The following is a 26,488-nucleotide window of genomic DNA, read 5'->3' on the forward strand; positions in this document are numbered from 1 at the left end:
AAATTTTTATTCAAGTATACTGCATCACTCTATCGTCACAGTGCGATGTGAGCACGTGCCGGCGCAGGAAGCGCCTTTTCCCCAAAACCTCGTTCCGCTCCGGCTCCTCCGGGAGATTTCGGCTGCCTGAAAGTGAGTCGAAAATGAAGAACTTCAAGATCTCCCATCAGCTGCTCGGCATGGTGGCCGTGCTGATGGTGGCGTTCGCCGCCGTGACCTATTATCAGATCCGCACCTCGATCGCCGCGATCTACGAAGAGCGCTACGACATGCTGCGCACGCAGGTCGAATCCGGCATTTCCATCCTGCAGTCCTACTACGATCGGGAAAAGTCCGGAGAGCTCAGCCACGAGGATGCCCAGAAATACGCCTACGCGGCGGTCGCAGGCATCAAATACGAGCCGGCGGGCTACATTTTCGGCCTGAACTACGACACCGTGACGCAGTTCCACTACAACCCGAAACTTGTCGGCGTGAACCAGAAGGGCCAGCCGGACAAGATGGGCAATCTCTTCCGCGAGGAGCTCGTGGCCAAGGGCCGCGCGGGCGGCGGCATCACCCTCTACTATTGGGAAAAGCCCGGCATGCCGGCTGATCAGGTCTTCGAGAAGGCGGCCTATTCCCGCGCTTTCGAACCCTGGCAGATCATCGTCGCAACCGGCGTCTACACCGACGATCTCGATGCCAAGATCAACACGGCCATCTGGCAGGTGGTCGGCATCGGCTTCCTCGCCTTCCTCTTCGCGCTCGCTGCCGCCTCCTACGTGATCCGCAACATCACCAGGCCGCTTGCCGCCGTTCACGACGCGCTGCGGGCCGTTGCCGACGAGGACGTCAAGGCGCAGATCCCGCACACCGAAATGTCCAACGAAATTGGCATGATGGCCAAGGCCACCCAGGCGCTGCAGGAAAAGGTCCGCGAGCGCCATGCCATGGCCGAGCGCGAGGCGAAGCAGCAGCAGGAACTCGACCGCGAACGCCAGCAGAACCTTGCCCTGCAGCAGCAGGACGCGGCCGAACAGGCCCGCGTCGTCTCGACCATCGGCGAGGCGCTCGAAGCGCTCGCCACCGGCGACCTCACCGTCCGCTGCAGCGATCTCGGGCCGCGTTACGAGGCGCTGCGCCACAACTTCAACGAGGCGCTCGCGCATCTCGAAGCGGCCATGGCCAAGGTCAACGCCAAAGGCATCGACATCGGCGGTTCGAAGGAGGAAATCCGGCGCGCCTCGAACGAGCTGTCGCAGCGCACCGAACGGCAGGCCGCCAACCTGGAAGAGACGTCCGCCGCTCTCGATGAGCTTGCGGTCGCCGTCCGCCAGACGGCCGAAGGCGCCCATGAGGCCGCCCAGCGCGTGACCTCGGTCAGCACGGAAGCCAACCGCTCCGACCAGATCGTCGCCCAGGCGATCGAAGCCATGGGCGGCATCGAACATTCGTCGGAAGAAATCTCCAAGATCATCGGCGTGATCGACGACATCGCCTTCCAGACCAACCTCTTGGCGCTCAATGCCGGCGTCGAGGCTGCCCGCGCCGGCGAATCCGGCAAGGGTTTCGCGGTCGTCGCCCAGGAAGTTCGCGAACTGGCGCAGCGCTCCGCCGCGGCCGCCAAGGAGATCAAGGACCAGATCTCCCGTTCGTCCGGCCAGGTGCAGAACGGCGTCCGCCTGGTGGGCGAAGCCGGCGAGGCCCTCAAGCGCATCTCCAGCCAGGTGAAGGCCGCAAGCGAGATCGTCGGCAAGATCGCCCATTCGGCCTCCGAACAGGACACGACGCTGCGCTCGATCTCGTCGTCGCTGAACCAGCTCGACGCGGCGACCCAGCACAATGCCGCCATGGCCGAGGAAACCACGGCCTCGGCGGAAGCGCTCGCTTCCGACACGGACGAGCTGCTCAACCTGATCCGCAGCTTCCGCGTTGCGAATGCCGACGCCGGCGCAAGCGGTCTTCACCACGTGGCGCAGAAGATGCGCAGGGCAAGCTGAGCCAAACCTTCAAGGGGGGCAGAGGAACCGCCGGGTGCAAGCCCGGCGGTTTTGTTTTTTGTCAGGACACGATCTTCGAGAAGTCGGCGACCGTGCCAGTCGCTTCGCGGATCGCCTTCAGGAGCGCCAGGCGATTGGCGCGAATCGCGGCATCCTCGTCATTGACCAGAACATCCTCGAAGAACCGGTCCACCGGCGCGCGGAGTTTTGACAAGGCCTCCATGGCCGAGCGGAAGTCTTCCTTGGCGATGGCCTCCGCCGCGTCCTTCGAAGCGGTCTTGATCGCCGCCCAGAGCGCCTTTTCCGCGTCGAGCCTCAAAAGCTTTTCCGAAACGCCGTCGGCGACGACGGTGCCCTTCTTCTCTTCAGCGGCGAGAAGCTGCACGGCGCGCTTGGTGCCGGCGAGCAGGTTCTTGCCATCCTCGGATGTAATGAAACCCGTCAGCGCCTCGACACGGCGGGCGACCATCAGGAGATCGTCGGCTTCCGGCGTCAGCACAGCGTCGATCAGGTCATGCCGCGCGCCCATGTCGCGCAGGTAGACCTTCAGGCGGTCGTGGAAGAAGGAGAGGAGGTCGAACAGGACTTCCTCGTTGATACCGATCTCGCTCTTGCCAACAAGTGCGGCATCGATATTGGCTGCAATCAGCGTCTTGTAAAGCGGCAACCGCACCTTCCGCTCCAGCAGAATACGCACGACGCCCAATGCCGCGCGGCGGAGCGCATAAGGGTCCTTGGAGCCGGTCGGCTTTTCGTCGATCGCCCAGAAGCCGACGAGAGTGTCGAGCTTGTCGGCGAGGGCGACTGTCAGGCCAACCTTGTCCTCAGGTAGACGGTCGGATGGGCCGTTTGGCTTCCAGTGATCCTCGATCGCGGCGGCGACCGATGGGCTCTCGCCCTGCAGCGTCGCGTATTTGCGGCCCATCAGGCCCTGCAGTTCCGGGAACTCGCCGACAGCCTCAGTGCGCAGGTCGGCCTTCGCCAGCACGGCGGCGCGATCGACAAGCGCCGGATCGGCGCCGACGATCGGGGCCAATTGTTGCGCGAGATCGCGGATGCGGCGGACACGTTCACCCTGCGTGCCGAGCTTGGCATGGAAGGTGACGTTCAGCGCGTCGAGCTTCGCCATGCGCTGGTCGAGCGGCTTCTTGAGATCGAGGTCGAATTTCTTCGCGGACTCGACCAGCGTGTCGAGGTCCGGCATGTCGCCCTGATCGCGGGTCCAGAAATGCCTAGCATCCGACAGGCGAGCACGCACGACCTTGCCGTTGCCGTGGACGATCTCCTTGCCGCCGTCCTTCGCCTCGATGTTCGAGACCAGGATGAAGCGGTTGGAAAGGCCCTCGCCGCCCTGAGGCCGCGTGACGAAACATTTCTGGTTCGTCTTGATGGTCAGACGGATGATTTCCGCCGGGATTTCGAGATATTCCTTCTCGAACTCGCCCATCAGCACATGCGGCCATTCGACGAGACCGGAGACCTCTTCCAGCAAGCCCTCGTCCTCGATGAGTTCGAGGCCGTTGGCGAAGGCGAGATCGCGCGCGTCGTGCAGGATCACGTCCTTGCGGCGGTCGGCATCCAGCATGACCTTCGCCTTTTCGAGGCTCGATGCGTAATCCTCGAACCGGCGCACGGTGATCGCCTCCGGCGCATGGAAACGGTGGCCATAGGTGACGTTGCCCGCCGTCAGCCCGTCGATCTCGAACGGGATGACCTGGGTTTCCTCATGCTCCGGGCCGAAGACGCAGACGATCGACTGCAGCGGGCGCACCCAGCGCAGGCTTTCCGGTCCCTTGCCCTCGATGCCCGCATACCGCATGCCTTTCGGCATGGAGGCAGCGCCCCAGCGCATCGATTTCGGCCAGGGGAAATTGCGGATAATGCCGGGCATGACGTCGGCGATGATTTCTTCCGCCGGACGGCCGGGCCTGGAGATGACCGCGACGTAGAAATCGCCCTTCTTCGGGTCGCTGACGACCTGCGCTTCCGACACCGACGAGAGACCTGCGCCGCGCAAAAAACCTTCGATCGCCTTTTCCGGCGCGTCGGTGCGCGGACCCTTGCGCTCCTCGCGCTGATCGGCGGAACGGGCGGTGAGGCCGCGGATATCAAGCACCAGGCGGCGCGGCGTCCAGTATTCGCGCGCCCCCTCGTAGGTCAGACCCGCTTCCACCAGCGCGTCGGTGACGAGCTTTTTAAGATCCCCCGCGGCCTTGCGCTGCATGCGTGCGGGGATTTCTTCGGAGCGAAGTTCCAGGAGAAGATCGGGCATCGAACTCAACTTTTGTGTGAATTTCACAGGAAATGAGCAATTGCGGAGCCTCTAGCAAGCCGCACCGCAAAAGTCACCTGCAAACGGCAAATTACCACCCCCCACCTCCGCCACCACCTCCCCCGCCGCCGGAGGAGCCGCCCGAGAAGCCGGAGGAGGACGAGGAGGATTTTGGCGCCGGGATGGTCGAGGCGATGGTGGAGGCCATCGAGGACGAGAAGCCGCCGATGCGGTCGCCGAAATTGGAATAGTTGCCGCTGTACCAGCCGGGCGCATAGGACGCTGCGGCAGCGCCCGCCGCGGCCGTCGCGAGCCATGTCTCGAAGGCGCGGCTCCACGGCTTTTCGACGCCGAGCGCCACCGCGTAAGGCAGCAGCGTTTCGAAATGCTGCGGCGACATGGCCGGTGCACCCGCCATGTTCATGCGGTCCTCTTCCGCAAGCGTCAGATAGGTGCGCAGGCCCTCGATGCCGTCCATCAGCTTGCGGCCGAGCGGCGTCGGCGCGCCCATCAGGAAGAAGAAGATGACGTTCGCAAGCACGATGCCGCCCACCGCCACCAGCACCGGCCAATGGTCGCTGCCGGTCATCTCCGCCATGATCGCCACCAGCAGAGCCGAGCCGATCGACAGGGCGACAAGGCCGATGAAACCGAGGATCACGATCGAAATGATTTTCGAGACGAGCGAGGAGCCGCGGCGCAGGCCCTTGCCGAGGCTCACGGCAAAGATGCCGAAAAAGACGGCGAAGAAAGCCGGCAGGATCAGCATGCCGATCATATCCGGCTCGATATTGCCGAAAACGATCAGCGCCAGAATGGCGAGCACGCTCAGCGCCACGCCGCCCGCCACATAACCCGTATTGGCCTTGTAATATCGGCCGCGATGCTCCTTCTCGATCGCATTGCGGAAGCTCGCACCCACGGATTGCACCGTCGTGCCATGCGCTTCGTCGATGACCAGGCTTCGTCCCGGCCCGCCGACCGAACCGAGGATGGACGCCTGGCCGATCGGCAGGTTCCTGGGCGCGGCCTTGTCCGTCCGCCGGATGACGATCTTCTCCTTGAGATCCTCCAGCTTCACATAGCCCTTTACCGCGAGATCGAGCGCGCTCGCCGAAAAGGCCGTCCAGCCGCCGCCCGAAAATCCCTTGTTCTCGATATAGTTGACGAGTGCCGGCGAGATGCCTTCGGGCGCATCCCAGCGCGGCACCATGACGCCGCGCGCGGGATCACGCCCGACACGGGTCCAGAAGAAGAAATAATAACCGATGACGAGGATCAGGCCGCCGAAACCCAGGAAGAGATTGAGATTGTCGCGGAACCACCAAGAGCGCTCCTGATCGGCGGATGGCGGCGCGACAACGCCCTTCGGAAACCCGACGACGATGGTGAGGCCTTCCTGCTCCCTGAGCGGGCGGGTTGTGGCAAAGACCGCCTCGTTGCCGTTCGCCTGCATGCGGGCGTTGCGGTCCGTGGATCCGAGCGGACCGGTATAGGCGGCGGTCTGCGTGACCCTGCCGCCCGGAAGCGTTACCCGCGCCGAAGCCCCGGCGATGCGGAACAGCCAGCCGTTGCCGGTGACGTTCCAGTAGAGTTCGTCGTGATCGGAGAAGTAGCGGATCTGCCGGTCGGTCCGGTAGGTGAAGACATAGGTGTGTTCGCCGTTCCTCAGAAGCGTATCTTCGGAGCCGGCATAGATGCGGATGCCGCCCGCCACCGATTCCGTATGGTAGGGCTCGTTCCGCCCGTCACGCGTGACCGAGACGACATCGAAACCGACCCGCACCGTGCGGCCATTCGCATCCACCATGGTCAGCGGAAAATCGCGAAAGACGCCGCGCCTGATGTTGCGGCCTTCGGCATTGACGGCGATCGTTTCGGAAACCGTCAACTCGCCGTTTCGGCCGACTTCGATGTCTGAATGGTAGGCGCGGATATATTCCTCCGCCCGGACCGGCGCCACCACGGACAGGCAGAACAGAAGCGCAAGCCAGAAACCGGAAAACCACCGCACCACGCCATTCCTCCTCTCGGCACCCGGCCGATCCTTTTGGCGCCTATTCGATATCCGAGTACGAAACGCCGAGCGAGGCCAGCACATCCCAATAGGTCGGGAACGTCTTGGCGACGCAATCCGGATCGAGAATGGTGATGCCGCCGATCTTCAAGCCCGCCAGCGCGAAGCTCATGGCGATGCGGTGGTCGGCGAAGGTATTGATCTCGGCCGGCAGCGTCTGGCCGGCGAGCGACGGATCGGAGGCGACGATCAGGTCATCCCCCTCTTCCGTGGCAAGGCCCTCGCGGATGGCGTTGAGGCCGAGCGACAACGCCCGCACCCGGTCGCATTCCTTGACCCGCAGATTGGCGATGCCGGTGAAACGTACCGGCGTCTCGTTGAAGGCTGCGAGCACGGCGAGCGTCGGCACCGCATCCTGCATCTGCGAGCCGTCGATCTCCGCCGGCAGATGCGGGAATCTGGAAATCAGGTCATAGGCCTTGGCATCCGGCTGGGTGAAGGCATCGCTCGGCACGCCGAGGTCGATCCTGCCGCCGGTCAGCACTTCCGCCGCCCAGAGATAGGTCGCAGCGGACGCATCCGGCTCGATGACGAAATCCGCGGCCTTGTAGCCGGTCGGCTCGACCTTCCAGCTCGCGGCGTCTATCTGCTCCACCTTGGCGCCGAAGGCCTGCATGGCGGCAAGCGTCAGATCGACATAGCCGCGCGCGCCGATCTCGGCACCGGCAAGCGCCACGGTGACCGGCGCATTGGCGCCTTTCGGCGCAAGCGGTGCGGCCATCAGCAGGGCTGAAACATACTGGCTCGACAGGCCGGCATCGATCTCCACCCGGCCCGAAGCGAAATGGCCGTTGCCGCGCACGGTGACCGGCGGGCAGCCGGTCGGCGCCTCGACGTTGATCCCAAGCGACTTCAGCGCGGCGACCAGCGGACCGATCGGCCGCTTGCGCATGTGCTCATCGCCATCGACCACGACCGTGCCATCAACGGAGGCGACGGCTGCCGTCAGGAATCGTGTAGCGGTGCCGGCATTGCCGAGGAAGAGCGGGGCTGCCGGCGGCAGAAGCCTGCCCGTGCCGGTCACCGCGAAGGTCGTTTCGTCCGGCTGCTCGATCGTCACGCCCATGGCCCGGAGCGCTTCCGCCATATAGCGCGTATCGTCGCTTCTGAGCGCGCCGGTCAGCCGGCTGGTGCCCTCGGCAAGCCCGGCGAGCAGCAATGCGCGATTGGTGATCGACTTCGAACCCGGCGGCATGGCGCGCCCGATAAGCGGCTTGCCCGGCGGCAATATGGTGAGTTTGGCTCTGCCCATGTTGATATCGTCTCTTACGCCATTCAAAACACCGCGACAGCACGGCCAAGCGCGCTCTTAAACCGTCGCGGCGCAAAGGTCCAATGGCGGTTACTCAGAATTTGACGGCCGGGACCGCCCGGTCGGATTCGTCGGTGATCTCGAAATAATCGCGCTTCCCAAAACCGAACTGGCCGGCGACGAGATTGGAGGGAAAGCTCTCGACCTTGACGTTCAGGTCGCGCGCGGCACCGTTGTAATAGCGCCTGGCCATCTGGATCTCGCTTTCTATGGTTTCCAGAGAGGCCTGCAGCTCGGAAAAATTCTGGCTGGCCTTGAGGTCCGGATAGGATTCCGCGAGAGCGAAAAGCTTGCCGAGCGCCTGGCCGAGCAGACCTTCGGCTTCCGCACGGGCGGCGACATCACCCGCCGGCACGGCCTGTGCCCTGTTGCGCAGCTCGATCACTTCCTCCAGCGTGCTCTTCTCGTGGGCGGCGTAACCCTTCACCGTCTCGATGAGGTTGGGGATAAGATCGGCACGGCGCTTCAACTGCACGTCGATGCCCGACCACGCCTCCTCCGCCATCTGCCGGGATTTGACCAGGCCGTTATAGATGACGACGGCGTATAGAGCGACGAGAACGACGATGCCGATCAGGATATACATGCACGAATCCCCCTCAGACGTGTAATCCGGGCGGAGACTAGGCACACTTCTTAGAGGGCGTCAAACGGCGCCAACCCTGATGCTCAAACGCGATCGGGTTTATGCCGCCTCTTTGCCGAAGTTCACGCCGCCGGCTTCGGTCAACAGGAAGGCCTCGCCGCAGGCCTTCGCCAGCGTGCGGACGCGCAGGATATAGCTCTGGCGCTCCGTGACCGAGATGACGCCCCGCGCGTCGAGCAGGTTGAAGACGTGGGATGCCTTGATGCACTGGTCATAGGCCGGGAAGACGCATTTGTGCAGCATCTGGTTGGCATTGGCGCCCGGAGCGCCGGCCGCCAGAAGTGCCTGGCATTCCTTTTCCGCGTCGATGAAATGCCGGTGCAGCATGGCGGTATCGGCGAATTCGAAGTTATGGCGGGAATATTCCTGCTCGGCCTGCAGGAATACGTCGCCATAGGTGATCTTTTCCTCGCCCTCGCGGCCGTTGAAGTTCAGCTCGTAGATGCTGTCGACGCCCTGCAGATAGGTGGCGAGGCGTTCGAGACCGTAGGTGAGCTCGCCCGCGACCGGCGCGCATTCGATGCCGCAGACCTGCTGGAAGTACGTGAACTGCGAGACTTCCATACCGTCGCACCAGCATTCCCAGCCGAGGCCCCAGGCGCCGAGGGTGGGGCTTTCCCAGTCATCCTCGACGAAGCGCACGTCATGCAGCAGCGGATCGAGGCCGATCGCCTTCAGCGAACCGAGATAAAGTTCCTGCAGGTTCGGCGGGTTCGGCTTCAGGATGACCTGGTACTGGTAATAATGCTGCAGGCGGTTGGGGTTCTCGCCGTAGCGGCCGTCGGAGGGGCGGCGCGACGGCTGCACATAGGCCGCCTTCCACGGCCGCGGCCCGAGCGCGCGCAGCGTGGTCGCCGGATGGAAGGTGCCGGCACCGACTTCCATGTCGTAAGGCTGCAGGATCGCGCAACCCTTGTCCGCCCAGTAGTTCTGGAGCGCAAGAATCAGCCCTTGAAAGGAGCGGGCCGGAGACATGTGGGCGGGCAGATCGGTCATGGCGGTATCTGATGTCGGTTCAAGGATGCGGACGAGTGCCACGCCTCAGGGGCACGGGTCAAGGATTTATGCGTTTTCCCATCTCGCTCCTGCCCGGCCTGCGCGCCGTCCCCGCTGCTGAAAAAGCCGTGGTTCTGCTTCACCGTCGACGACGAAACACTGACCCTCTTCATCATCTGCGTGAGCTATGCCGGTTCCGATTGGGTCTCACGCATCAAGGAGCGATTGTAGTCTCCCTACTCCTCATCCCTCTTCACGCGATACTCACCCGTTTCCGGATCCTTGACGAGCGTGCCGATCGCGCCGGTCTGGCGCTCCTTTTCCCGTTCTTTCGAGCGCTGGGTGAGCTTTTCGGCATCCTTGACGAACTTCTTGTAGAGCATCCAGCCGCCGCCGATCAGAACAATCAGAAATATAAGCTGCGCCATTTCCCCCTCGCGCGTATTTTCCGGCCTTAAAGGCCGTACCTGCTCCACAATGCCTTTTCCTCAAGGCTTGCGGCAAGTCCCGTTGCCGCTCCTGCGGCGATTTCACCGACCTTGCCCTCTCCAAAGGCGACGCCGGGAAGCCGGCGGCCGAAGAGCGTGCGGGCACTGCCGATGAGCTCCAGCTTCACATCCTTGCCGTAGCGGCGCTTCACCACCTCGCGCATCTCTCCCAATCCGTCGATCAGGCCAAGATCGAGGCCGCGCAGGCCGCTCCAGAACAGGCCGGAAAAGATGGTCGCATCGTCGATCAGCCGCTCGCCGCGGCGCATCTTCACCATGTCGATGAAGACTTTGTGGATTTCGAGCTGCAGCGACTTCAAGTATTCGATATCGCCTTCCTTTTCCGGCTGGAAGGGATCGAGAATCGCCTTGTTCTCGCCGGCGGTATAGACGCGGCGCTCGACGCCGATCTTGCGCAGGAGTTCCGGAAAGCCGAAGCCGCCCGACACGACGCCGATCGAGCCGACGATGGAGGTCGGATCGGCAAAGATCTCGTCGCCGGCGAGCGCGATCATGTAGCCGCCGGAAGCTGCGACGTCCTCGACGAACATCAGCACCTTCTTGTCTTTCTCCTCGGCGAGCGCGCGGATGCGCTGGAAGATCAGCCGCGACTGCACCGGCGAGCCGCCCGGCGAATTGATGGAGATGGCGACGACCGGCGCCTCCTTCTTGGCGAAAGCCTTGTCCAGCATGGGTGCGACGGTGGCCAGATTGAGGGTCTGCTTGAACTGGCTGCCGCCGGCCATGATCGCGCCGTGAAGCCGGACGACGGGGATCGTCACGCCCGCTTTACGGAACCGCTTCGGCATCAGCCTCTTCCAAAACCCGGCCATTGTTCTTCCTTCTGTCGTTGGAACGTTCAGAAACATGTATGTGGCGGAATTTCAAACACAATGGCGGCCCCGGAGAAAGCGGGATTTTTGGCGCCATCTCCCGGCTTCAATGTCAAGCTGCCGGCGGATGCCGCCGCGGGCCGAGGCGTGGATAGGCCGCCCGGCCATTGTTCAGGTCGTCCACGAAGAGCGTGAAGGCGTGGCCGTCGGCACCATGCACGAAGAGCGGCGCCCTGAGCGCCAGCCGGGCGCGCGATCCCTTGACGGCGGTAACGAGGATGCGCGTGGCATTCTCGTCCGGCCGCGGATGGAGGGCGGTGATCTCCAGCCCGCCGAAGCGCCTGCCGCAGGCCTCGACGATTTCGGCGATCGATTGCGGCCTGGCGATCAGCGACAATTGCCCGCCGGGCTTCATGATCGCGCCGGCCGTGCGGATCCAGGCCTCGAACAAGCCCTTCGTCATGGCATGGGCCTCCGCCTTCAGCGCATCCGGCGTCCGGCGGTCGGCCGCATCGTTGAATGGCGGGTTCATGATGACATGGTCGTGGATTTCGTCCGCGAGGCCTGCGGCGAGACGCGGCTTGCCCGTCAGGGTGACATCGGCCTCGAGCACCTCGACGCGACCGGCCAGGAAGGCGTTTTCGGAAAGCGCTAGCGTCCGGCGGGCGTAGTCGGCCATTAGCGGCGATTTCTCCACCAGCAGGACCTTCGCCCTTTCCAGACGCGCGGCAACGGCAAGCCCCGCCGCGCCGGCGCCGGCGCCGAGATCGGCGACGCTGACCGGCTTGTCGGCGGCCACCAGCGAAGCGAGCAGCATGGCATCGACGCCGGAGCGATGCCCCCCGCCCTTCGGCTGCATCACGCGAAAGTGTCCGCGGTGGAAAGCGTCGATGGTGTGGTCGGAGGTCATGCGGGTTGCCATCGTTGAATGGCGGTAGTCGGCAGCCCCCCTCTGCCCTGCCGGGCATCTCCCCCACAGGTGGGGAGATCACAAGCAGCGTACTTTTCCCGCCAAGCTGACGACGTGCCGAACAGCAGTGCTTGTTGTTTGGGGAAGCCGGCACGCCCAGCCGATCTCCCCACCTGTGGGGGAGATGGCCGGCAGGCCAGAGGGGGGCGATCCGCAGGGACGCCGCAGGTTAAGACCAGAGATTCCTTCAAGGTCTCAGCTCCGCTCCCAGACCGGCATCCTTCAGTATTCGCCGCGCCTCCTCCGCCCTTTCCTCTTCCACCAGGAACCGGCGCGGCAGAAACCCGAGCGAGCCTTCCAGCACGCTCATGGACTGATCGGCGATCAGGCAATGGATGCCCGCATCCTTCATCAGGCTTTCCGCCAGAGAGAGGGTGACCACGTCGTTGGTGCGGATGATTTCCCGCATGCTTCAAAACGTCCTATCATTCCGGCGGCATGCGATTTGCCCTTGCCGCCCTAACTGCCTCTTTCTATTGTCATTCGTAAAATTTCGATAGGGAGGCCTCATCGTTGGGCGTCGTCATACCGCTTGAAGAAGGCAAAAACAAACTCGCGTCCGTCAAACCGCTGGTGGATCTCACCAAAGCCGACATGGAGCGGGTCAACCAGTTGATCCTGTCCAAGGCCGGGTCCGACGTGCAGATGATTCCGGAGGTCGCCAACCATCTCATCTCGTCCGGCGGCAAGCGCCTGAGGCCGATGCTGACGCTCGCGTCCGCCTCGCTGTTCGGCTATCAGGGCGACGGCCATGTGCGGCTCGCCACCAGCGTCGAGTTCATGCACACGGCAACCCTGCTGCACGACGACGTGGTGGACGAGAGCGACCTGCGTCGCGGCAGGTCCACCGCGCGGATGATCTGGGGCAATCAGGCCAGCGTTCTCGTCGGCGACTTCCTGCTCGGCCAGGCCTTCAAGATGATGGTGGAGGTCGGCTCGCTCGACGCGCTCGACGTGCTCTCGACCGCGGCTTGCGTCATCGCCGAAGGCGAAGTGCTGCAGCTTTCGGTCGCCAAGAACATGGAAACGACCGAAGACGACTATCTCTCCGTCATCCGCGCCAAGACCGCGGCTCTCTTCGCGGCTGCCGCGGAGGTCGGCCCGATCATCGCCAATGCCGACAAGGCAGGACGCGCGGCGCTGAAATCCTACGGCATGAACCTCGGCCTCGCCTTCCAGCTGGTCGACGATGTGCTCGACTACGGCGGCAAGGCCGCCGATCTCGGCAAGAATGTCGGCGACGACTTTCGCGAGGGCAAGATCACGCTTCCCGTCATCCTCTCCTATCGCCGCGGCACCGAAGGCGAGCGCGCCTTCTGGCGCGAGGCGATCGAGAAGGGCGAGAGCAGCGACGAGAACCTCGAAAAGGCGCTCGGCCTCATCAACAAATACGGCGCGCTCAACGACACGATCGGCCGCGCGCTGCATTACGGCACGATCGCCCGGGATGCGCTGGCGCCCTTGCCGGCCTCGCCGCTGAAGGCCGCCCTTCTGGAAGTCATCGACTTCTCGATCCAGCGCGTCAACTGAGCGGAGCGCGGAGCTGACGAAGGTGTGACCGGCGCCGCCCACCGGCGGTTCCGGAGATTTCCTTGCGGACCTGCTCCAAAAAAGCCATTCTATCGTGAATCAATCGGTGCAGGATCGGCGGCAGTATCGCTTCGTCGCCTCAGGCTCTACACGAAAGGCACCCTTCATGCGGCAGAAATCCAGCCTTCTTCTGCTTTCGAGCGCGGCGCTCGCGGCCGTCCTTCTGGTCGGGACGATGGCGAACGCGGCGACGGCGGAACCGAAGCCCGAGGCACAAGAGACCGTCACCTTCAATGCCGGCGACGTGAAGTCGTTTTCCGGCGCCTTTCTGGCGGCGCGAACCGCCGATGTGGACCACGACTACCCGACCGCAATCTCGCTTTACCGCAAGGCGCTCGGCTTCGATCAGGCCAATCTGGAAATCCGCGAAAGGCTGATGATCTCGCTCCTGCTCAACGGCGATTTCGAGGAAGGCCTTGCTGAAGCCGAGGCGTTGAAGGACGACGCGGCTGTCGAGCGGATCACCAAGATCGTCCGCGGCCTCGACGCGCTGCGCGACAAAAAGTTCGACACGGCGAAAAAGATCCTCGCCTATGACGGCCCGAACGATCTCGACCGGCTGACGCACCAGCTTCTCTCCGCCTGGGCGGATATCGGCGCCGGCAAGGGCAGGCAGGCGATGGCCGGCATCAACAATCTCAAGGGCCCGGCCTGGTACAAGGTCTTCACCGATTACCATCTGGGCGCCATGGCGCTCGTTGCCGGCGATATCGGCACGGCGCGGCGGCACCTCAACACGGCCGTCACCAATAACGAGGCCGTCGCGACCGCGCCCGATACCTTCATGCGCGCCGTGATGGCGCTCGCGCGTCTCGAAGCGGCTGCCGGCAACAGGCAGAAGGCGCTCGATGCGATCGCCGTCGGCGACGGCATGGTCGCCAATTATGCGCCGCTGAAGGCGCTGCGGCAGAGCATCGAAAAGGGCGAAAAGCCGCAGCAGCAGGTCACCACAGCCGCCGAAGGGGCGGCCGGCGTGCTCTTTTCCATCGGCGGCGCGCTGAACCGCCAGGGCGCCGAGGACATGGTCTCGCTCTACCTGCAGATCGCACACGCGCTCGATCCGAAGAGCGCCGACACGCTGATCATGCTCGGTGGCCTGGCCGAGAAGCTCGAACAGCCGGACCGCGCCATCCAGTTCTATTCCAGCGTGCCGGCCGATTCGCCGATGCGGCGGATTTCCGAATTGCAGCTCGGCCTGACGCTTTCAGAAACCGGCAAGGTCGACGAAGCCAAGCAGCACCTGAAATCCCTGATCGATTCCGATCCGACCGATATCCGCAGCTATATCGCCTATGGCAGCGTGCTTTCCGAGGCCAAGGAATACAAGGCCATGGCGGAAACCTACGACAAGGCGATCGAGGTGATCGGGCCCGTGCCGAAGCCGGGCGACTGGACCGTCTTCTTCCAGCGCGGCATCGCCTACGAGCGGCTGAAGCAGTGGGAGAAGGCCGAGCCGAACTTTCGCAAGGCCCTGGAGCTCAATCCCGAACAGCCGCAGGTCCTGAACTATCTCGGCTATTCGCTGGTCGACATGAGCAAGAACCTCGAGGAGGGTCTCGACATGATCCGCCGCGCCGTCGATGCGCGGCCGGACGACGGTTACATCGTCGATTCGCTCGGCTGGGCCTATTTCCGCATGGGCCAGTTCGACGATGCCGTGACCGAGCTGGAACGCGCCGTTCAGCTGCGCGCCGGAGACGCGACGATCAACGACCATCTGGGCGACGCCTATTGGCGCGTCGGCCGCAAGCTCGAAGCCGTCTACCAGTGGAACCGCTCGCTGATCTCCGAAGGAGAGGACGTCAACCGCGAGCATATCAAGGAAAAGATCGAGAAGGGCCTGCCGCCGCTCGATCCGAACCCGACGACCGCCCGCAGCCAGGCCGATCCCGTTGCGCCGCCTCCGCCGCCGGCAGCTCCCGACAAGAAGTCCTGATGCTTTCCGACACGTTTCGTGAAACGAGGCCCGCCGACGAGGCGGGCCTTTTCGAATTGGCGCCCGCCAAGATCAATCTCGCACTGCATGTGACCGGCCAGCGGGCCGACGGCTATCATTTGCTGGAAAGCATCGTGACTTTTACCGATACGGGCGACCGGCTGGGCTTTGCGGCGGCGGAAGCGGACGACTTCGCCGTTTCCGGCCGGTTCGCCACGCTCGTGCCCGCCGACGCCGAAGGCCGGCACGGCAATCTGGTGCTGAAGGCCCGCGACCTGCTGCGCCGGGCGTTGATGAACAGGCGCGTCGCGGCACCGCCCGTCGCCATCCATCTCGAAAAGAACCTGCCGGTTGCAGCCGGGATCGGCGGCGGTTCGGCGGATGCCGCCGCCACGCTGCGCGGCCTGCTGCGCTTCTGGAATGCCGGCCTGCCGGAAGAAGAGCTTGCGGCGCTTGCCCTGTCGCTCGGCGCGGACGTGCCCATGTGCCTCAAGGGCGGGGCGCTGATGGCAAGAGGCATCGGCGAGGACCTGACGGCGCTGCCCGCCCTTCCCTCTTTTTCGCTCGTGCTCGGCAATCCGCTCACCGGCGTTTCGACGCCGGACATCTTCCGGCGGCTGGCGCGCAAGGACAATTCTCCGATAGGGCTGCCGATCGGGACTTTCGACGGCGACTGGCTCGCTTTCCTGAAGACGCTGCGCAACGATCTCGAACCGCCCGCCCGCTCGCTGTTGCGCGAGATCGACCAGATTTCCGGCATGATCGGCGGCGAAGGTGCGGTGCTGACGCGCATGTCCGGTTCGGGGGCCACCTGTTTCGGGATATTTCCTTCCCCGGAAGCGGCCAGAAAAGCAGCGGAAAACCTTAACGGCCAGAAGCCGGACTGGTATTTTCAGGCGGTTGAGACCGTGGGAACAGGATCATGAGCAGGATCGACGAAACCCGTCCCTTCATTCCCGTCGGCATTGCCGTGCTGACCGTCTCGGACACGCGCACGCCGGAGAACGACAAGTCCGGCGACACGCTCGTCGCAAGGATCGCCGAGGCCGGCCACCGGCTGAAAGCCCGCGCCATCGTGCCGGACGACAGGGAACGCATCGCGGGCCAGGTGCGCGACTGGACGCTCGATCCGGAAATCGACGTGGTGATCACCACCGGCGGCACGGGCTTTACCGGCCGGGACGTGACCCCGGAAGCGCTGGAACCGCTCTTCGAAAAGCGGATGGACGGCTTTTCCGAAGTCTTCCACCGCATCTCCTACGACAAGATCGGCACCTCGACGATCCAGTCGCGCGCCACCGGCGGTGTTTCGAATTCCACCTTCATCTTCGTGCTGCCGGGCTCGCCCGGCGCCTGCAAGGACGCCTGGGACGGCATTTTGAAGGCGCAGCTCGACTATCGCCACATGCCCTGCAATTTCATCGAGATCATGCCGCGGCTCGACGAGCATCTCAAACGTGGCTCCAACTAGCTCCTCGTGCCGGGCAGAACCGGGATCGTTTGCCAGCTTTCGCCGCTGAGAAGGATGCAGTTCAGGCCTCCGGCATTGGTCACCAGAAGGGTCCAGCTGCCGTTCTCGCCGACATAGATCTCGATGATCGTCTTCGGGTTGACGAGCCCCGCGGCGGAGAGCTTCTCGGCATAGTTGCTGGAGAGAAACTCGACGATTTGGGAGTGCTCCGCGCAGCCGAGAACGGCCTGTGAGGCCGCGGCCGCCGGATATGCGACCAGCCCCGCCAGAAACAGGATAGCCTTGATGGGTCCGCGGACCATGCTGCGTTTCATGACGCACCTCCTTTCGCCGGAAGTCCGGCAGAAGAGGAGTGTTCCGCTGACCTGTTCTGCCGTGAACCGGCATTTCGCGGCCAACCGCCAAACATGCATCGCGGGCTGCGCCGCAATGCAATTATGACTCCAACCGCGCTCGATTTCCATCGATATCGCAGGCAGCTTGCCGCATCAGCGTGCCGCGTGCGCGACCCAGGCGGGGATCATCTCGCTGGCCAGCTTCGAAGCCTTCTGCCCCTTGGCGAGCGCCTCCAGGTCCATGCCGGACTTTGCGAGCGCGATCGCCTGCCGCTTCGGCAGCAGAAGGCCGTATTCCAGAGGCGGGACCGCACGACCGATGCGCTTGAAGAACGGCAGCCGGTACGTCCGCGACGGGGCGAACCGCGCCGGCTGCCTGTTGAGCGCGATATATTCCATCACCTCGTCGATCCAGCCCGCCTGCGGCCGCGCGCCCGGCTGGGCCAGAAGCAGCCATTCGCCGCGGGCGCTGCGCAGGATATCCTTGATGTCCCAATGGGTGTGAAACCGGCAGCCGGCCGCATCCGCCACGCGGGAGGAACCGTCCCGCGAGCCGTGATCGAGCACGACAACATCGCTCACAAGGCCTTCCACCGCGCCGGAGACGAGCACCGATAGGGTCTGCGCCAGCTCCGATTCCTGGTCGCGGCATTCCATGATGACAGTCAGCATTCCTGACATGTACCGCATCGCAGCAGGGAACGCCAGAAACGGTTTTCAAAATTTGTTCTTGCAATGTTCTCATTTTGCGGCTAGGAATTTAATCCATCAGGAACGGGGAAGTTTCCCCGTCAGGAGCACCCATGAACGAGCTGTCCCAATTGCGGCAGGCCGCTTTCGCGCCTGCTCATACGGCCGATATTGCCGATGCGCTGGTGAAGTCGTCCGGCCTGCGGATCGAGGTCGAGCGGCGGCGCGGGCGCGGCGCGGGCCTGAACCCGAGCGGCCGTTTCGAGGAGGAACGCCGCGAGGCCTTCGACGACGGCTGGCAGACGATCGAGGAGCTCGAACCGTTCAAGACCGAGGTGCAGGTGGAAAAGCCGCGCACGGCGATCACCCGCAACGAATCCCCCGACCTTTCCTTCGACCGCTCGATCAATCCCTATCGCGGCTGCGAGCACGGCTGCATCTATTGCTTCGCCCGTCCGACGCACAGCTATATGGGGCTTTCCCCGGGGCTCGATTTCGAATCGAAGCTCTTCGTCAAGCCGGACGTGCCGAAACTGCTCGAACGGGAGCTCAGCAAGCCGGACTACAAGGTCCGGGCGATCGCCATCGGCACCAATACGGATCCCTATCAGCCGATCGAGCGGGAATGGCGCATCATGCGGCAAATCCTCGAAGTGCTGCAGAAGGCCAATCATCCCGTCGCGATCGTCACCAAGTCGGCGCTGATCACCCGCGACATCGACATCCTCTCCGATATGGCTTCGAAAGGGCTCGCCAAGGTCGGCATTTCCGTTACCACGCTCGACCGCAAGCTTGCCCGCACCATGGAGCCGCGCGCCTCGACCCCTCCCAAGCGCCTCACCGCCATCAAGGCGCTGACCGATGCCGGCATTCCGACAGCGGTCATGGTGGCGCCCGTCATCCCGGCGCTCAACGACCACGAGATCGAGCGCATCCTGGAAGCGGGGCACGCGGCCGGCGCGGCCGAAGCAAGCTATGTGCTGCTGCGCCTGCCGCTGGAAGTGAGCCCCCTCTTCCGCGACTGGCTGCTGCAGAACTATCCGAACCGCTACCGGCATGTCATGTCGCTCATCCGCTCCATGCGCGGCGGCAAGGACTACGATGCCGAATGGGGCAAGCGGATGAAGGGCGCCGGACCCTATGCCTGGCAGATCGGCCGGCGCTTCGAGATGGCCACCAAGCGGCTCGGCATGGTGCGCCGCGGCCTGCCGCTGCGCGACGACATCTTCATCCGGCCGGACGGCGGCGGCATCCAGCTTTCGCTGCTTTAGGGCGGCCCAGCCTTTTTCGCGCGCCTGCAGGTCGGCGGGAAGCAGGGTCGGGCTCCAGAATTACAACAACATTCGGGCATGCAGACCCCGGATTTCAGAATTGCAGTTTTCGGCACGTTTCCGCCTCCGTCTCGTGCCGGAATCTCCCCGGTTCCACCGCCGCCCCAGTCGGAGCGCGCTTCTCGACCTCGGTGGATAGCGACGCCGCATCGCTTGTCCGGGGTTGCAGGAGATCGGGTCGGCGTGCGAGGTTGCCGCCATGTTGCCTCGCACGTCACCCGATTCTCCGATGCTCTTCGAAGAAGTGCCGCTCGTTCCGGACTTCAGCCTGGAACTGCTTGCACGCAAGGCCGGTCACTGGCCGGTCGCCGGGACGGACGAGGCAGGGCGCGGCCCGCTTGCAGGCCCGGTGGTCGCAGCGGCGGTGATCCTCGACCCGGACAATATTCCGGACGGCCTCAACGATTCCAAGCAGCTCACCGCCGCTCAACGGGAAATCCTGTTCGAGGCGATCATGGCGACGGCGGAGATCTCGATCGCCGCCTCCGGTCCCCGCCATATCGACGAGCGCAACATTCTGCGCGCGAGCCTCGACGCCATGCGCCGGGCGGTGGCCGGCCTTGCCGTCACGCCGTCCTACGTGCTTGCCGACGGCCGCGACGTGCCGCAGGGGCTCTGCTGCCCCGGCAAGGCGGTCATCCAGGGGGACGCCCGTTCCGTCTCGATCGCCGCCGCCTCGATCATCGCCAAGGTCACCCGCGACCGGATGATGGCCCGTGCCCATGCAGTATTTCCGCTCTACGGTTTCGCGAACCACGCGGGCTACGGCACGCCGCAGCACCGCGCCGGCATCGAAGCGCACGGCCCCTGCCGCCTTCACCGCATGAGTTTCCGGCCGCTTCGCAAGGACGACCTGCCGGAGGCGTAAAGCCCATGGACATCCGGTTCCGTCTCTTTGCCGAAACGGACTTGCCGGAATACCGGGCCTGGTTCGCGGATGCCGAACTCAATCATCGTATCTCCTATCCTGACGACATCTGGTTCCGGCATGTACATCAACCGGAAAATGCCTGCTGGGCCGTCAGTGACGAGCATGGGCTCGTCGCCGTATTGCAGGTGGATCGGGAGGGCGGGACCGGCTATCTCGATATCGCCCTCCGCCCCCACCGGCGCCGCCGCGGCCTCGGGACGGCGATGCTGAGCGCTTTCCTTGGAGCGCCGGGACGCGCTTACGAGATCATCGAAGGCCGCATCTCTCCCGATAACGCTGCGGCCCTTGCCCTTGTTCGCCGCTGCGGCTTTACCCTTCTGCCTGACCTTGACGACGACGGATTTGTCCGTGCGCTTTACGCCTCTCCGAATGCGTAGATCTTCCAAAACGAAAAGGCCGGGTTTTCGCCCGGCCTTTGGAAGTCCCTATCTGATCGCAATCAGTTCAATCGCGACTGCACCTTGCCGACGGCATCCTTGAAGAGCGTGTCCTGGGTGGCGGCATCCGCCTTCCTGGCGATGACGCTTTCGGCAGCGGCAATCGCCAGGTCGACCGCGGCGGCGCGTACGGCGCCGATCGCCTCGGTCTCGGCCTGCTTGATCTTCTGCTCCGAGAGCGCGTTGCGGCGGGCGACGAATTCCTCCGTCCTCTGCCGGGCTTCCTCGGTCAGAGCCGCAGCCTCGCGCTCGGCATGCGCGACGATCTGCGCCGCTTCCGCTTCGGCTTCCTTGCGCTTGCGCTGGTACTCGGCGAGCAATCCCTGCGCTTCCTCGCGCAGGCGCTTGGCTTCGTCGAGCTCCTTGCGGATGTTGTCGGCGCGCTCGTCGAGCGACTTCGCCATCATGCCCGGCACCTTGAGGTAGACAATCAGAACGAAGAAGAGGATGAGGCCGACGAGGGCGAAAAAGGTTGCATCGAATGCCATCTCGATCAGGCCTCCGTCTTCGCGGCCGCAACCGCAGCCTTGATATCGTCGCCGTTCGCCTTGGCGCCGATCAGCTGATCGACGATGGCGGAGGCGGTTTCTTCAGCGATCTGGCCGACCTGAGCAAAGGCTTGCGCCTTGATCTCGCCGATGCGGGTTTCGGCAGCGGCGAGCTTGCCGGAAAGTTCCGCCTCGATCGCGGCACGGTCGGCGGAAGCCTTGGTCTTGGCAGCCTCGCGGGCGGTCTCGGCGATGTTATGGGCCTTGGAACGGGCGGCAGCCAGTTCCTTTTCGTAGGTCTCGACGGCAGCGTCCGCTTCCGATTTCAGGCGGGCGGCCTCGTCGAGGTCCTGGGCGATCCGGTCGTGGCGGTGTTCGAGAATGCCGCCGACGCGCGGAACGATGACCTTCTTCATCAGGAGATAGAAGAGGCCGAAGGTGATGACGAGCCACAGGATCTGCGACGGAAAATGGGTCGCGTCGAAGGGCGGGAAGGTGCCGCCGCCGTGCTCGCCTTCATGGGCGACGCCGGTTTCGGTATGCACTTCGCCAGCCGGCGCGGCATGCGTATCGCCCGCGGGCGGGTTACCCGGCGCTGCAGGCGTTTCAGGAGCGGCCGGCGCGGTCTGCGCATATGCCGAGGTCACGAACATCATCACCTCCAGGTGTATTCCAAATGCGAAGGATCACGGCGCGCTCGTCCGAGCGGCCGCGATCCCGATGCCTGGCCAGGTATCAGACTGCGTAGAGCAGCAGGAGAGCGATGAGCAGCGAGAAGATGCCCAGAGCTTCCGTAACGGCGAAGCCGAATACCAGACGGCCGAACTGGCTGTCAGCGGCGGACGGGTTGCGCAGGGCACCCGAGAGATAGTTGCCGAAGATGTTGCCAAGGCCAAGAGCCGTACCGGCCATGCCAAAGCAAGCCAGGCCTGCACCGATGAACTTTGCTGCTTCCGCTTCCATGAGAAACTCCTTCGAAATGGTTGTTGCGGCTGATGACTGACGCCTCAGGACGCCAATGTCGTTATCCTTAGTGCCCGCCGGGGTGGATCGCGTCGTTGAGGTACATGCAGGTCAGCACCGCAAAGACGTAAGCCTGGAGGAAGGCGACGAGGAATTCGAGACCGGTCAGGGCGACGGTCATGATGAGAGGAAGGACTGCACCGCCGATGCCGAGCGCGCCAAGGCTTCCGAGCGAGGCCACGAAGCCTGCGAACACCTTGAGCGTGATGTGGCCGGCCAGCATGTTCGCGAAGAGACGAACGGAGAGCGAGACCGGGCGGGACAGGAACGAGATGATTTCGATCGCCACGACCAGCGGCAGAAGCGCGCCGGGAACCCCGCTCGGCACGAAAAGCTGCAGGAAATGCAGGCCGTGCTTGTAGAAACCGTAGACGAGGACCGTGCCGATGACGAGCAGCGCCAGCGCGAAGGTGACGATGATCTGGCTGGTGATGGTGAAGAAATAGGGGAACATTCCGAGCATGTTCGCGGTCAGCACGAACATGAACAGCGAGAAGACCAGCGGGAAGAATTTCATGCCCTGGCTGCCCGCGCCTTCGCGCAGCATGCCGGCGATGAATTCGTAGGACATTTCGGCGACCGACTGGGAGCGTCCCGGGATCAGCCCGCGCTGCGAGGTCGCGAAATACAGGAAGCCGGCGGCGCAGGCGACGGTGGCGACCATGAAAAGAGAGGCGTTGGTGAAGGAGAAGTCGATGCCGCCGATCTCGATCGGAACGATCTTGCTGATCTGGAACTGATGGATCGGATCGTTTGCCACCGTCTACCTCTTTACCTTCGCCGTGCCAGACGGCCCAATTTGCTTGCGGCAACCGCCTCAAAGGCCGTTGCCATTCCTATCCTTGCCGCTCCGCTGCTGCACGGACGGCGGCGGAGCCACCATGCCCACGGCACGAAGCACATTCAGAACACCGGCACAGAAGCCCAGGAGAAGAAGAACGATCATCCCCCACGGCGACGTGCCGGCAAAACGGTCGAGCACATAGCCCAGGATCGCGCCGACCGCGACCGCGGAGATGAACTCTGAGGAGAGCTTGAAGCCGAGGGCCATGCCCTTGCGGCTTTCTTCAGACTGCGCGTCCCTCTTCGCCTCTGCCGCGTCTTCAGCCTTCCTTCCCGCAAGTTCCGCGGAAAGGCGCTTCCGGCGCTCTTCCAGACTATCGTCGCGGTCATCCGTCATTTGCGTCCTCCCCATTCGGCTTCCGGCTCGCCCGGTCCGGTTGCCGGCCAACCGCCCCGAAAGGTCAGCCAGCGAGGGATTTCGCGCCTTCCGGCCCGTTTTCAAGTCGCGCGCAACATAGTTTTGGGCGTCCCCATAGTCAAGGCGTCCAAGGCCATTAGACAGAGGTTAATTAACCAAGGAATTTCATTGACTTATAAGGAACGCAACCTGAGCTGGGTAAAACTGTCGCGGGAATCGCGGCCTATTTTGCCATGGCCTCGACGGGCGTCAGCTCCAGCCCCCGCCATAGGTGCGGTAGAAGACATGCAAACCGATGCGGCCGACCTTCTTCATCGTGCGCGCCCATTTCGGGCGGACATAGACGGCATGGTAATGGGTCGCAGAGCCCACTTCCGGCAGCCAGATCCTGCCGGCGGTCACGGCCATCCCCACTTCGCGGGCCATCTTCCAGTGATATTGCGAGCGGATGCGGTCCTTGATCCGGTCGCAGGCGAAGGAGAACTGGCAGCGGTTGCGCCAGTCCTCGTTCTGATAGACGACGTCGCAGATGGTCTTCGGATAGGCCGGGTTGCGCACACGGTTCAGGATCACCTGGGCGACCGCCGCCTGGCCGCGGGCGGATTCGCCGCGCGCCTCGAAATAGATGCCGGATGAAAGGCATTGCTGCTCGCGGGCCGAGAAGGCGGAAGGCGGCAGCGGCGTCGCCGCCCAGGCGTGATCGTCCGGGCCGATCGGCGGGATGAAGCGCCCCGCATTCGGCTTTTCCGTGAGAATCGCGTCGAAGGGCGATTGCTTGGCGAAGTCCGGCTCCGGCGGCGCGTAGGCGACCGCCAGGACATCGGCCTGATGGTTGTTGATGAGGCTTGCCACCATCGGCATCAGGTCGTCGGAGGGCTTCGGCTTCTCCTCCTTGCGGAAATAGAAGGAGGCGAGCTCGATCTGCTTCTGCGCCTTTTCGGGCCGGGCAAAGGCCGTCAGCTCCTCGCGGCTTTCGATCGGCAGCGTGAGCGAACTCGAACGCTGCAGCACGGAGCCAGCGGAGAAGGCCTTGGGCGGCTGCATGGGCTCGACGGCGACGATACGGCCCTTCTTGGCGGCGCGGTTGACACGATCCTCGTCCGGCCGCGGATCGGAGGATTTCCGTTCGTCGGCGAGCGCGATCTTCCGGCCATCGGGAAGCTCGAGCCCGGCGTTGCCGGAGACCGCGTCCCTCACGCCCGGGAAAGCGAGCGAGGCCTGGTGGATCGAACCCGCCGGAGAATCGGTCAGGACCATGCGCCACTGGTCGGCGCGGTCGAAACCGGTCAGAAGATCGGAAAGATCGCCGTGAGCGGGCGCTGAGGGAAAGATCAGCCAGCAGGCGAGGCCGAAGACGGCCGGAGAAGTCCAGGCATCCCGACGGGACGAGGACCTGCGACGCAAAACGCTCTTCGAACGCAAAACCGGAACTCCACAAGGCAAGACGACCCGGTGAAGATCGATCATTAACCTTGATGAGCGGTTAACGCGGATGGCGGAAACGCCCGGAAGCCGGGCTGATTTAGGACATTCACATAAATGTCAGCCGGAGATTCGCGCTTGCCGCCTCAGATGATGACATGCGAGCCGAGTTCCACCACGCGGTTGGCGGGCAGGTGGAAATAGTCGGACGGGTCGGTCGCGGTGTTGGCCATGGCGATGAACAGCCGATCCTGCCACATGGGCATGCCCGATTCGGCATCCGGCACCAGCTTGCGGCGGCCGAGATAGAAAGAGGTCGACATGATGTCGAACTTGAAGCCCGTCTTCCTCAGATAGGCGAGCGCCTGCGAGACGTTGTGCGACTGCATGAAGCCGAACCGCAGCTCGATCAGCGTGAAACGTTCGGAAACCTTCTCGATCTTGAAGCGATCTTCGAGCGAGACGCGCGGTTTGTTGACCGTGACGATGGTCAGGACGACGTTCTTCTCGTGCAGGACGTGATTGTGCTTGATGTTGTGCAGCAGGGCCGCAGGCGCCGTTTCCGGATCGCTGGTCAGGAAGATCGCGACGCCGGGCACGGAAACCGGGGCGTGATCGCTTTTCTTCTCGACCATCGGCACGAAGGTTGCGAGCGGCACGTCGATGCGGCGGGTCTTTTCGAACAGGATTGCGGTGCCGCGCTTCCAGGTCCACATGACGACGGTGAAGATGATCGCCATCAGGACCGGCACCCAGCCGCCGTCATGGATCTTCAAGAGGTTCGCACCGAGGAAGACCAGTTCCAGCGCAAGCAGCGGCGCCAGCACGCTGACCGCAAAAGCCTGCGGCCATCTCCATTTCACCCGCACGAATTCGAAGGCCATCAGCGTGGTGACGACCATCGCACCGGTCACCGAGATGCCGTAAGCGGTGGCAAGCGCATCGGAACTTTCGAAGCCCAGCACCAGGGCGATGACGCCGACCAGAAGCAGCGTGTTGACCGAGGGCAGGAAGATCTGCCCCGTATTGGTCTCGGAGGTGAAGAGGATCTGCATGCGCGGCAGATAGCCGAGGTGGATCGCCTGGCGCACCAGCGAGAAGGCGCCGGTGATCACCGCCTGGCTGGCGATGATGGTGGCGGCGGTCGCGAGGATCACCACCGGCAACAGCGCCCATTGCGGGAACATCAGGTAGAACGGATCGGACATGGTCTCCGGGCGTTTGAGCACGAGAGCCCCCTGCCCGAGATAGTTCAGCGTCAGCGCCGGGAAGACCAGCAGGAACCAGGCCCATTGGATGGGGCGGCGGCCGAAATGGCCGAGGTCGGCATAGAGCGCTTCCGCGCCGGTGACGGTCAGGAAGACGGCGCCGAGCACGACGATGCCGACGAAGCCCTCGTGCAGCATGAATTGAATAGCATACCAGGGATTGAAGGCGGAGAGGATGCTGTAATCGTCCGAGATATGGGCGATGCCGCCGGCAGCGAGCGCGATGAACCAGACCGCGGTGATCGGCCCGAAGAAGCGGGAAACAAGGGCCGTTCCCTTCGACTGGATGGCGAAAAGGGCGATCAGGATGCCGACCGAGATCGGCAGCACGGCGCTCTGCAGGTTCGGCGTCACGAGCTTCAGGCCTTCGACCGCCGACATGACCGACAGCGCGGGCGTGATCATCGCGTCGCCCAGGAAGAGCGCGGCGCCGATCAGGCCAAGCAGCATCAGCGTGGCCGTGTGGCCGTTCGCCGTCTTGGTCAGCATTGCGAGGAGGGAGAGCGTGCCGCCCTCCCCATCATTGTCGGCGCGCAGCAGGAAGAGCACGTATTTGAGCGTGACGATGATCGTCAGCGTCCAGATCATCAACGAGATAAGGCCGATGATTTCGACTTCGGTGACGCCGTCGTGGGAAATCGGCTTCAAAGCCTCGCGAAAGGCATAGAGCGGGCTCGTGCCGATATCGCCGTAGACGACTCCGACGGAGCCGAGCGCCAGGGCAAAGAGGCCCTGCACCTTGGTCTTTTCGGCAGCGTGATGTTCAGCGGGATGACCCATGGGATGTCT

26 protein-coding genes are annotated in these 26,488 nt (G+C 63.8%); 8 read left to right on the forward strand and 18 right to left on the reverse strand.

The window, feature by feature from the left end:
* The first annotated feature begins 143 nt into the window (after positions 1 to 143).
* Positions 144 to 1,982 (forward strand): methyl-accepting chemotaxis protein, encoded by a 1,839-nt coding sequence (locus tag ACMGE0_RS13180; RefSeq protein ID WP_436816308.1) that lies wholly within the window; start codon positions 144 to 146, stop codon positions 1,980 to 1,982.
* Positions 1,983 to 2,043: 61 nt separating this feature from the next.
* Here ACMGE0_RS13180 and glyS read toward each other — a convergent pair whose 3' ends face one another.
* The 9 genes from glyS to ACMGE0_RS13225 all read right to left on the reverse strand — a co-directional run bounded on the left by glyS (position 2,044) and on the right by ACMGE0_RS13225 (position 11,985).
* Positions 2,044 to 4,254, reverse strand: a complete 2,211-nt coding sequence (gene glyS, locus ACMGE0_RS13185) for a glycine--tRNA ligase subunit beta (protein WP_436816309.1) — start codon at positions 4,252 to 4,254, stop codon at positions 2,044 to 2,046.
* A 91-nt stretch (positions 4,255 to 4,345) separates the two neighbouring features.
* Positions 4,346 to 6,271 carry a DUF2207 domain-containing protein gene (locus ACMGE0_RS13190; RefSeq protein ID WP_436816310.1) on the reverse strand — a complete coding sequence of 642 codons (1,926 nt, stop codon included), beginning with the start codon at positions 6,269 to 6,271 and terminating at the stop codon, positions 4,346 to 4,348.
* A gap of 40 nt (positions 6,272 to 6,311) precedes the next feature.
* Positions 6,312 to 7,583 (reverse strand): 3-phosphoshikimate 1-carboxyvinyltransferase, encoded by a 1,272-nt coding sequence (locus ACMGE0_RS13195; protein WP_436816311.1) that lies wholly within the window; start codon positions 7,581 to 7,583, stop codon positions 6,312 to 6,314.
* Between the two features lie 94 nt (positions 7,584 to 7,677).
* Entirely contained in the window at positions 7,678 to 8,229 is a 552-nt protein-coding gene (locus ACMGE0_RS13200) for a LemA family protein (RefSeq protein ID WP_436816312.1), read from the reverse strand.
* A 99-nt stretch (positions 8,230 to 8,328) separates the two neighbouring features.
* Positions 8,329 to 9,285: a glycine--tRNA ligase subunit alpha gene (locus ACMGE0_RS13205; RefSeq protein ID WP_436816313.1), complete on the reverse strand. Its 957-nt coding sequence runs from the start codon at positions 9,283 to 9,285 to the stop codon at positions 8,329 to 8,331.
* A 236-nt stretch (positions 9,286 to 9,521) separates the two neighbouring features.
* Positions 9,522 to 9,713, reverse strand: coding sequence for a hypothetical protein (locus tag ACMGE0_RS13210; protein WP_436816314.1), 192 nt, complete (start codon positions 9,711 to 9,713; stop codon positions 9,522 to 9,524).
* A gap of 26 nt (positions 9,714 to 9,739) precedes the next feature.
* The gene (locus ACMGE0_RS13215) at positions 9,740 to 10,606 is read right to left on the reverse strand and encodes a S49 family peptidase (RefSeq protein WP_436816315.1); all 867 of its coding nucleotides are present in this window, start codon (positions 10,604 to 10,606) and stop codon (positions 9,740 to 9,742) included.
* A gap of 112 nt (positions 10,607 to 10,718) precedes the next feature.
* Entirely contained in the window at positions 10,719 to 11,516 is a 798-nt protein-coding gene (locus ACMGE0_RS13220; RefSeq protein WP_436816316.1) for a tRNA1(Val) (adenine(37)-N6)-methyltransferase, read from the reverse strand.
* A gap of 247 nt (positions 11,517 to 11,763) precedes the next feature.
* Complete coding sequence (locus ACMGE0_RS13225; protein WP_436816317.1) at positions 11,764 to 11,985, reverse strand: putative signal transducing protein; 222 nt, start codon at positions 11,983 to 11,985, stop codon at positions 11,764 to 11,766.
* Between the two features lie 104 nt (positions 11,986 to 12,089).
* On the opposite strand from ACMGE0_RS13225, the gene ACMGE0_RS13230 reads away from it, so the two are divergent.
* The 4 genes from ACMGE0_RS13230 to moaB all read left to right on the forward strand — a co-directional run bounded on the left by ACMGE0_RS13230 (position 12,090) and on the right by moaB (position 16,573).
* The gene (locus ACMGE0_RS13230; protein WP_436816318.1) at positions 12,090 to 13,106 is read left to right on the forward strand and encodes a polyprenyl synthetase family protein; all 1,017 of its coding nucleotides are present in this window, start codon (positions 12,090 to 12,092) and stop codon (positions 13,104 to 13,106) included.
* Between the two features lie 166 nt (positions 13,107 to 13,272).
* Entirely contained in the window at positions 13,273 to 15,102 is a 1,830-nt protein-coding gene (locus ACMGE0_RS13235) for a tetratricopeptide repeat protein (protein ID WP_436816319.1), read from the forward strand.
* On the forward strand, positions 15,102 to 16,028 hold the full coding sequence (locus ACMGE0_RS13240) for a 4-(cytidine 5'-diphospho)-2-C-methyl-D-erythritol kinase (protein WP_436816320.1): 927 nt from the start codon (positions 15,102 to 15,104) through the stop codon (positions 16,026 to 16,028). The genes ACMGE0_RS13235 and ACMGE0_RS13240 overlap by 1 nt, the downstream gene beginning before the upstream one ends.
* Positions 16,025 to 16,573 (forward strand): molybdenum cofactor biosynthesis protein B, encoded by a 549-nt coding sequence (moaB, locus tag ACMGE0_RS13245; RefSeq protein WP_436816321.1) that lies wholly within the window; start codon positions 16,025 to 16,027, stop codon positions 16,571 to 16,573. The genes ACMGE0_RS13240 and moaB overlap by 4 nt, the downstream gene beginning before the upstream one ends.
* Here moaB and ACMGE0_RS13250 read toward each other — a convergent pair.
* Together ACMGE0_RS13250 and ACMGE0_RS13255 are read right to left on the reverse strand one after the other, a co-directional pair.
* On the reverse strand, positions 16,570 to 16,887 hold the full coding sequence (locus tag ACMGE0_RS13250) for a hypothetical protein (RefSeq protein ID WP_436816322.1): 318 nt from the start codon (positions 16,885 to 16,887) through the stop codon (positions 16,570 to 16,572). The genes moaB and ACMGE0_RS13250 overlap by 4 nt on opposite strands.
* A gap of 174 nt (positions 16,888 to 17,061) precedes the next feature.
* A complete protein-coding gene (locus ACMGE0_RS13255; RefSeq protein ID WP_436816323.1) occupies positions 17,062 to 17,580 on the reverse strand; it encodes a glycosyl transferase in 519 nt (172 codons plus the stop codon).
* Between the two features lie 131 nt (positions 17,581 to 17,711).
* On the opposite strand from ACMGE0_RS13255, the gene ACMGE0_RS13260 reads away from it, so the two are divergent.
* The 3 genes from ACMGE0_RS13260 (at position 17,712) to ACMGE0_RS13270 (ending at position 20,237) form a co-directional block, all read left to right on the forward strand.
* A complete protein-coding gene (locus tag ACMGE0_RS13260) occupies positions 17,712 to 18,869 on the forward strand; it encodes a PA0069 family radical SAM protein (RefSeq protein WP_436816324.1) in 1,158 nt (385 codons plus the stop codon).
* A gap of 259 nt (positions 18,870 to 19,128) precedes the next feature.
* Positions 19,129 to 19,797: a ribonuclease HII gene (gene rnhB, locus ACMGE0_RS13265; RefSeq protein WP_436816325.1), complete on the forward strand. Its 669-nt coding sequence runs from the start codon at positions 19,129 to 19,131 to the stop codon at positions 19,795 to 19,797.
* A 5-nt stretch (positions 19,798 to 19,802) separates the two neighbouring features.
* Positions 19,803 to 20,237: a GNAT family N-acetyltransferase gene (locus tag ACMGE0_RS13270; protein ID WP_436816326.1), complete on the forward strand. Its 435-nt coding sequence runs from the start codon at positions 19,803 to 19,805 to the stop codon at positions 20,235 to 20,237.
* Positions 20,238 to 20,299: 62 nt separating this feature from the next.
* Here ACMGE0_RS13270 and ACMGE0_RS13275 read toward each other — a convergent pair whose 3' ends face one another.
* The 7 genes from ACMGE0_RS13275 to ACMGE0_RS13305 all read right to left on the reverse strand — a co-directional run bounded on the left by ACMGE0_RS13275 (position 20,300) and on the right by ACMGE0_RS13305 (position 26,479).
* The gene (locus ACMGE0_RS13275; protein ID WP_436816327.1) at positions 20,300 to 20,785 is read right to left on the reverse strand and encodes a F0F1 ATP synthase subunit B; all 486 of its coding nucleotides are present in this window, start codon (positions 20,783 to 20,785) and stop codon (positions 20,300 to 20,302) included.
* 5 nt (positions 20,786 to 20,790) lie between these two features.
* Complete coding sequence (locus ACMGE0_RS13280) at positions 20,791 to 21,438, reverse strand: F0F1 ATP synthase subunit B (protein ID WP_436816470.1); 648 nt, start codon at positions 21,436 to 21,438, stop codon at positions 20,791 to 20,793.
* An 82-nt stretch (positions 21,439 to 21,520) separates the two neighbouring features.
* A complete protein-coding gene (locus tag ACMGE0_RS13285; RefSeq protein WP_037158317.1) occupies positions 21,521 to 21,748 on the reverse strand; it encodes a F0F1 ATP synthase subunit C in 228 nt (75 codons plus the stop codon).
* A 67-nt stretch (positions 21,749 to 21,815) separates the two neighbouring features.
* Positions 21,816 to 22,568, reverse strand: a complete 753-nt coding sequence (locus tag ACMGE0_RS13290; protein ID WP_436816328.1) for a F0F1 ATP synthase subunit A — start codon at positions 22,566 to 22,568, stop codon at positions 21,816 to 21,818.
* Between the two features lie 57 nt (positions 22,569 to 22,625).
* The gene (locus tag ACMGE0_RS13295; RefSeq protein WP_436816329.1) at positions 22,626 to 22,988 is read right to left on the reverse strand and encodes an AtpZ/AtpI family protein; all 363 of its coding nucleotides are present in this window, start codon (positions 22,986 to 22,988) and stop codon (positions 22,626 to 22,628) included.
* A 270-nt stretch (positions 22,989 to 23,258) separates the two neighbouring features.
* Entirely contained in the window at positions 23,259 to 24,413 is a 1,155-nt protein-coding gene (locus tag ACMGE0_RS13300) for a cell wall hydrolase (RefSeq protein ID WP_436816330.1), read from the reverse strand.
* Between the two features lie 164 nt (positions 24,414 to 24,577).
* The gene (locus ACMGE0_RS13305; RefSeq protein ID WP_436816331.1) at positions 24,578 to 26,479 is read right to left on the reverse strand and encodes a potassium transporter Kup; all 1,902 of its coding nucleotides are present in this window, start codon (positions 26,477 to 26,479) and stop codon (positions 24,578 to 24,580) included.
* Positions 26,480 to 26,488 lie beyond the last annotated feature (9 nt).

The sequence above is a fragment of the Neorhizobium descurainiae genome, from assembly GCF_051400715.1.
Taxonomy (GTDB): domain Bacteria; phylum Pseudomonadota; class Alphaproteobacteria; order Rhizobiales; family Rhizobiaceae; genus Neorhizobium.